Origin of the sequence: Streptomyces calidiresistens, assembly GCF_014141525.1 — a bacterium.
GTDB lineage: Bacteria > Actinomycetota > Actinomycetes > Streptomycetales > Streptomycetaceae > Streptomyces > Streptomyces calidiresistens.
Window position 1 is genome coordinate 1 of sequence record NZ_VKHS01000313.1, and the last position, 5,883, is coordinate 5,883.

A 5,883-nucleotide genomic window follows, 5' to 3' on the forward strand; every position below is an offset into this window, starting at 1 on the left:
GTCGGCAGCGTCCGATGTGTAAAAGAGACAGCCCGGGGTCGGCGCCACGGGGGTGGGGGAGACCCCCGGCGGCCCATCTCCCCGCGGAGCGCAGGGGCCCCTCGACCCCACCGATCCCGGGGTCCCATGCCTTCCACGGACGGTGGCGGATCCGCCGACTCGACCGACTCCGTGGCCGACTCCCCGGACGCGGAGGGCGGAGCCGAGCAGGGGGAGACCGGCGACGAGAACGACTCCCCGGCCTGCGACGCCGGGCAGGAGAACCTGCTCGACCGCGATCCGCAGGACGACTGCACGGCCGAGCCGGGGGAGCGGGTGTACGCCGCCCACGAGCGCGCCGCATGGTGAACGCCCTGCGCGACATCACCCCGGACCCGGGCGCCGAACAGGGCTCGGGCCACGACTCCCTCGCGCGGGCCGAGCGCGAGACCGTCCACCGGGGAGGGCGAACTCCCGGAGTCGGTCGCCGCCCGGTACCACATCGGCTACAGGCAGGTCGACACCGATCCGGCCCGCCCCCTCGTGGACGCCGAGCGCATCCTCTGTCCCGACCACTGATCCTCGACCCGACCGACGGCGGGGCTGCGCCACCGGCGGTCGGCGAACGGTGCCCCGGACCAACCGCTCCTCCACCGAACCTTCCGTGTTCCCGATCGCCGTCCTTCACCGGGCCCCAGCCACCACCGACCGACCTCGCCCCCGCGCCGCCATGAACGAGCGCACCCGCCATCGACTGTCCGAGCCGACGGAATCAGAAGCCCCAGGGGTCGGGGTGGGGGGTGAGCCCGGGATCCTCCGACCAGATGAGACGGACCTCGAGTTCCTCGCCGAGTTCGCGGGCCAGGATGTCGGCGGCCCAGCCATTCCAGTGCACGGCCATCGGGTACTGCGGAATCCGGAAGGCGGGAAGGTCCGCGGGCACGGCCTCGGGACGGAAGACGGATTTTTTGATTCTTCCGGTCAGCGAATCGGGCTCGGAGGAAAGCTCGACATTGAGGCAGTCAACCACTTGGCTGACCACGTACAGGCGGTGCTCGTTCTGCTCGACGCCGTTGATGCACAGAGGCATCAGGGTGCCGGCGCGCACCAGGGTCTCTTCTCCCAAAGCCTTGGTCAATCGCCGGCTGAGCACCGGCCCGGTGGGGCGACCGGTGGGAAAGTCGGCCTTGCGCTCACCCTCCCTGTCCCGCCATTCGGCTCGGACGGCGGTGGGGTGGTCTTCGGCGGAACCGGTCATCTGCCACCGCATCAACTGCTTGATGCTGTCATCGAAGGCCAACCCGCGGGTTCCGTCCGGAATGTTCGGTAGCAGTCGGCAAACCGACACAGGGGGGTGGGGTGCATCGCTCATGCGGTCCAGTATGCTCCCGCACCCGGGGCGCCGGTCTTCAGTTCCTGCTCCACCGCCTTGCCGATACCGCGCAACTCGGTGCGCAGAGCTCTACCGATTTCATCCGCTCCACGGCCGAGTTGCTCCATGGTGTCCACTGTTTCCTGCAAGTGGTCGTCCAGTCGGTTGAGGAAATTTGTCCGATGGGTGTAGTTGTGGGGTGTGGGGTGCCCCAGGGGGATGCCGTTTGCGGCATCATTGATATCCACTCCGTATTTGCTCAGGATTTTTCGTGAATTGGCGGCGCCACCACGATTCAGGCTGGATGGCACGATATGCGCCGCCGCTTGACCCGATGCCGGGGCGCGGCCCTCGGCTGCCATGTTCCGCCGCAGGATGGCGGCGTTCTGAGCACAGGTCAGCAGCCCCAGGTAGTCCACCCACATCAGCGGATTGCTCACATAGGCCCGGGGGTTGGGCCCGGCGTCCAGCCCGAGCGGATCGGGGCTGATGTAGCTGCCGGTGGCCGGGTCGTAGTGGCGGAAGTAGTTGTAGTGGAGTTCCGTCTCCGGATCGTGGTACTGGCCGGGAAACCGCAGAGGGGTCGTCGTGGCGGTGTTCGCCTGCCAGGTGGTGAGGCCCCAGAGAGTGGAACGTGCGCTCCAGACGATCTCCCCGTCCTCGTCGACGAGTTCGGTGGGCGTACCGACGGGATCGGTGACGATGGCGAAGAAGCGCTGGGTGATGACCTCATCGGGAGTATCGGCCGAAGTGGTGCGTTCGGTCTGCGCGATCGGACGCATCCCCTCGCGATCCCAGGTGAGGGTGTGTTCCTCGGGGCTGCCGGCGATCCGGGTGGTCTGTTCCACCAGGTGGGGACCGTCCCAGACGAAACGGGTCTCCTCCTCGATGGTCTCGCCGTCGGCCGCCAACCGCTGTTTGGCGACCCGGCGTCGCAGGGCGTCGTGGAGATAGCGCCAGGTGGTGCCGTCCGGGGTGACGACCGAGGTGAGGAGGTCCTCGGCGTCCCAGGTGTAACGCCAGACGTCCGGCTTGCGCGACAACCGGGTCCTGCGCCGCACCACCACACGGCCCGCCGCGTCGTACTCGTAGTGCACCGATCCGGCGCGGATCACGCGGTTCCCGCTGTACCGGCGCTCCCCGCGGGCCTCCGGCTGCGGCTGCCCATCGGGCCAGTGGGCCTCCGTTTGGTTGCCCGACTCGTCGTAGGCGTAGCTCTCCGTCCAGCCCTCGGCACGGACACCGGTGATCCTGCCCCCGGCATCGAGATCGAAGGTCCGGGTGCCGTTCGCCGAATCGGCGATCACGATCGGACTGCCGTCCTGTCGGTAGGCGTGGGCGCGGTGTCGAACGGGCCGGTCGGCACCGGCCGCGGTGAGCGTTTGGGCGGTGATGCGGTCCGCCGCGTCCCGGGCGGTGGTGAGGCGGGGAGCACCGGTGCCCCATCGACGGTCGGTTTCGCGGCCCAGCGAGTCCCGGGTGAACTCCATCGATTTCCCGGAGAAGGTCAGGGAAGCACGGTGCCCGGCCGCGTCGTACCGATAGCCGATGACGGCCCCGGCGGGTGTGACGCGCTCGGTGGGGCGCCCGAGCGCGTCGTGAACCGTGGTGAGCGTACGGCCGTTGACGGTTTCCCCGGTGACGCGACCGGCCCGGTCGTAATCGAGGGCAAGGGCGACCAACGGGTCGGCGGCCCGCAGAACCCGCCCGGCGGGGTCCAGGTCGTAGACGACCTCCCGCCCGTCGACACTTTTACCGACCACCTGATCGACATCGTCGTAGCGATAGGTGATGGTCTGCCCCACGGCGTTGGTGCGAGCGAGCAGGTTGTCGGCGGCGTCGTGACGATAACGCAGGGTGCTGCCGTCGAAGTCGGTTTCCGCGACGAGGCGACCGGCCTCGTCGTAGACGTACTCCCACCTCCGCCCCGCCGGGTTGACGACGGCGGTGAGCCGAAGTTCGGTGTCGTACTCGAAGGTGTGGGTGGCCCCGTCGGGCGTCGTTCGGGAGGCGATGAGGTCGAAGAAGGTGTGGGCGTAACGGGTAACCCGCCCCAGCGCGTCGGTGTACCCCACGAGGTTTCCCTCGCCGTCGTGATGCCACTTCTCGATGGCGCCATCCGGGCCCGACCGGGAGGCGAGCAGACCCTCAACGGTCCAGGACTGCTCGATGACCGCGCCGAAATGGTCGATCACGGCGACGGTCCGGCCGAACGCGTCATAGCGGTAGCGGGTCTCGGCACCCAGCGGGTCGATCACGGACACCGGCAGACCGGCGGGGGAGTTGGTGCGACGCAACACGGCGCCCTCGGCATCGGTCAGCGAGCCGAGAGCACCGGTACGGTCCCGGGTGAAGGTGGTGGTGGCACCGTCGGGGGCCGTGATCGACAGACAGTTGCCGCGTTCGTCCCACTCCTGTCGCCAGACCGCTCCGTCATGGGCGACCAGTTCCACGGGCAGGCCCGATTCGTTGAAACGAGCGGTGGAGGTGGTGCCGTCGGGCAACCGTGTTCCGATGAGGTCGCCCCGCTCGTCCCACTCCATCGTCATGGTTCTGCCGAGCGGATCGGTGAAGCTCAGGAGTCGGTCGTAACGGTCCCATGACCGGTGGCTCGTGCCCCCGAGGGGATCGGCTCGGGAGATCAGTTGGTAACTGTCGTTGAACCGGTGGACGGTGGTGTGGCCGAGGCTGTTCGTTGCCCGGGTGCGATGATCAGCGGTGTCGTACCGGTACCGGTACTCCATCGCCCGCTCGGTCCCGGTGGAGAACACGCAACGTCCCGCGTCGTCGTACTCGTACCGGTACCAGATGCCGTTGCGGTCCTCCCACCGGATGAGCCGGTGATCCTCGTCGTACCACAGGCGCAATGGCAGACCGGAGGAGTTGTGGATGCGGGCGAGGTTGCCGGCGTCGTCGTGGTCGTAGGTCACGAGGGTCGGTTCATCCGGATCGGACTTCAGAACGAGGGAGACGACGCGTTCGCCCCGAACGGTGACCCCCACCCGGTAACCACCCGAGTGCTTCAGTTCGCTGAGAACACCGTCCTCGTCATGGAGGAAGTCGACGCGGTTGTCGTTGCGGTCGGTGATCGCGACCAGAGGCAGTTCGGCGCCGGACCGACCGGCCACCGGGGCGAAGTGCAGCGTGCGGCCGTTCTCCCGCTGGTACACGGTCAGTGGTGTGCCGGGGACGCCGTCCCATGCCAGGGACCAGCGGGGCCCCTCGACCGGTAGCACCGGATGGTCCGGGTCGGCCTGCGGGACGGGGTAGAGCAAGGACATCCCGTCCTCGGTGTGGAAACGCACCCCGCGGTCCTCCAGCGTCAGCCGCTGGTCGAGGGTGGAGGCCCAGGAGCGCCCGAAGCAGCGCCCCTCGCGGTAGCCGGATATGTGGTGCCGCTCGATCACCAGAGGAAGGATGCCGGGCAACTCCACGTCGGTGGCGGACATGAACACCTCGCCGGTGGCCACGTCGACGGGATCGCCACAACCGTTGCGGCCGACCATCTTCACGGCCTGCTTGCGCACGCTCCTGCCCAACCCCGCGGCCCCTGTGGCCAGGCCCTTCAACCCGGTCCTCATGCCGGATACCAGTCCGGCGGCGGTGGTGAGGCCCTTGAAACCGGGGATGCAGTCCAGGGCCGCGAAGCCCACATCCCACAAGGTGGCGTCGCCGTTGGCGTAGTCGATCAACGTGTCGGCCAACACGATCAGGGCGGCGGCCAGGACCAGCCACGCCAGGGGCCCGCCGATGATCATGGCGATGATGCCGACCACCGCGACGACGACCTTGGCGACGGCGACGATGGTGTCCCAGTTGTCCACCACCCAATCGGCGGCCTTCTGCCACCACTTGCGATTCGGGATTCCCGCTTCCGAGGCTTCTTCGAGGTCCGCCTTGCACTTTTGCGCGGCTTCCTCGCGCAGCTCCTTGGCCTGGCCGGCCAGCGCGATGGCGAGGTCGAGTTTTTCGCGGGCGTCGGTGACGGCGGTCTCGGCGTCGCCCTTGTCGGTCTCCGCGTCGGTCAGGGCGCGGCGGACCTCGGCGGCGACCTCGCCCTCATCCGGCGGCTCCGCCGCCTCCTCGGCGTCCTCCAGGGCCGAGGTCGCCCGCTCCAACCAGGATTGGGCGGTGGAGAGTTCCTCCCGGGCCTCGATCGCCCGGTTCAACGCCCGATCCGCATCCCCCTGCGCCTCCCGCAGCTTCGGCGCGTAGGTGAGCAGGGCCTGCGCGGCCAGGTCGTAGGAGGTGTGCAACTTGTCCAGATCCGGCGGGAGCTTGTCGAAGCGATCCCGGTACGCCTCCGCGCTCTCCCCCACAAAAGAGGCGAGGGCCCCCTCCTCGCCCATCGCACGGACCTTGCCCAGGGCGGTGAAGACGTCCTCCGCGAACTCCTCCAGCTTGTTGCCCAGCCGCTCGATGCGATCCGGATCCCCCGGGGTGGGATCCGAACCCATCTCCACCGGCGACCAATCCGACGCCCGCGCCATACCCATCGACCCCCGTTGTTCAGTTGCGGCCCCGTACCCCAC

3 protein-coding genes are annotated in these 5,883 nt (G+C 68.6%); 1 reads left to right on the forward strand and 2 read right to left on the reverse strand.

Annotation, left to right across the window (positions count from 1 at the left end; translation table 11 throughout):
- The first annotated feature begins 126 nt into the window (after positions 1 to 126).
- Positions 127 to 348: a hypothetical protein gene (locus tag FOE67_RS14180; RefSeq protein WP_182664213.1), complete on the forward strand. Its 222-nt coding sequence runs from the start codon at positions 127 to 129 to the stop codon at positions 346 to 348.
- Positions 349 to 751: 403 nt separating this feature from the next.
- Here the strand turns inward: FOE67_RS14180 and FOE67_RS14185 are convergent, their stop codons facing one another.
- Together FOE67_RS14185 and FOE67_RS14190 are read right to left on the reverse strand one after the other, a co-directional pair.
- Positions 752 to 1,279 (reverse strand): hypothetical protein, encoded by a 528-nt coding sequence (locus FOE67_RS14185; protein ID WP_228473881.1) that lies wholly within the window; start codon positions 1,277 to 1,279, stop codon positions 752 to 754.
- Positions 1,280 to 1,347: 68 nt separating this feature from the next.
- Positions 1,348 to 5,808, reverse strand: coding sequence for a DUF6531 domain-containing protein (locus FOE67_RS14190; RefSeq protein WP_228473882.1), 4,461 nt, complete (start codon positions 5,806 to 5,808; stop codon positions 1,348 to 1,350).
- Positions 5,809 to 5,883 lie beyond the last annotated feature (75 nt).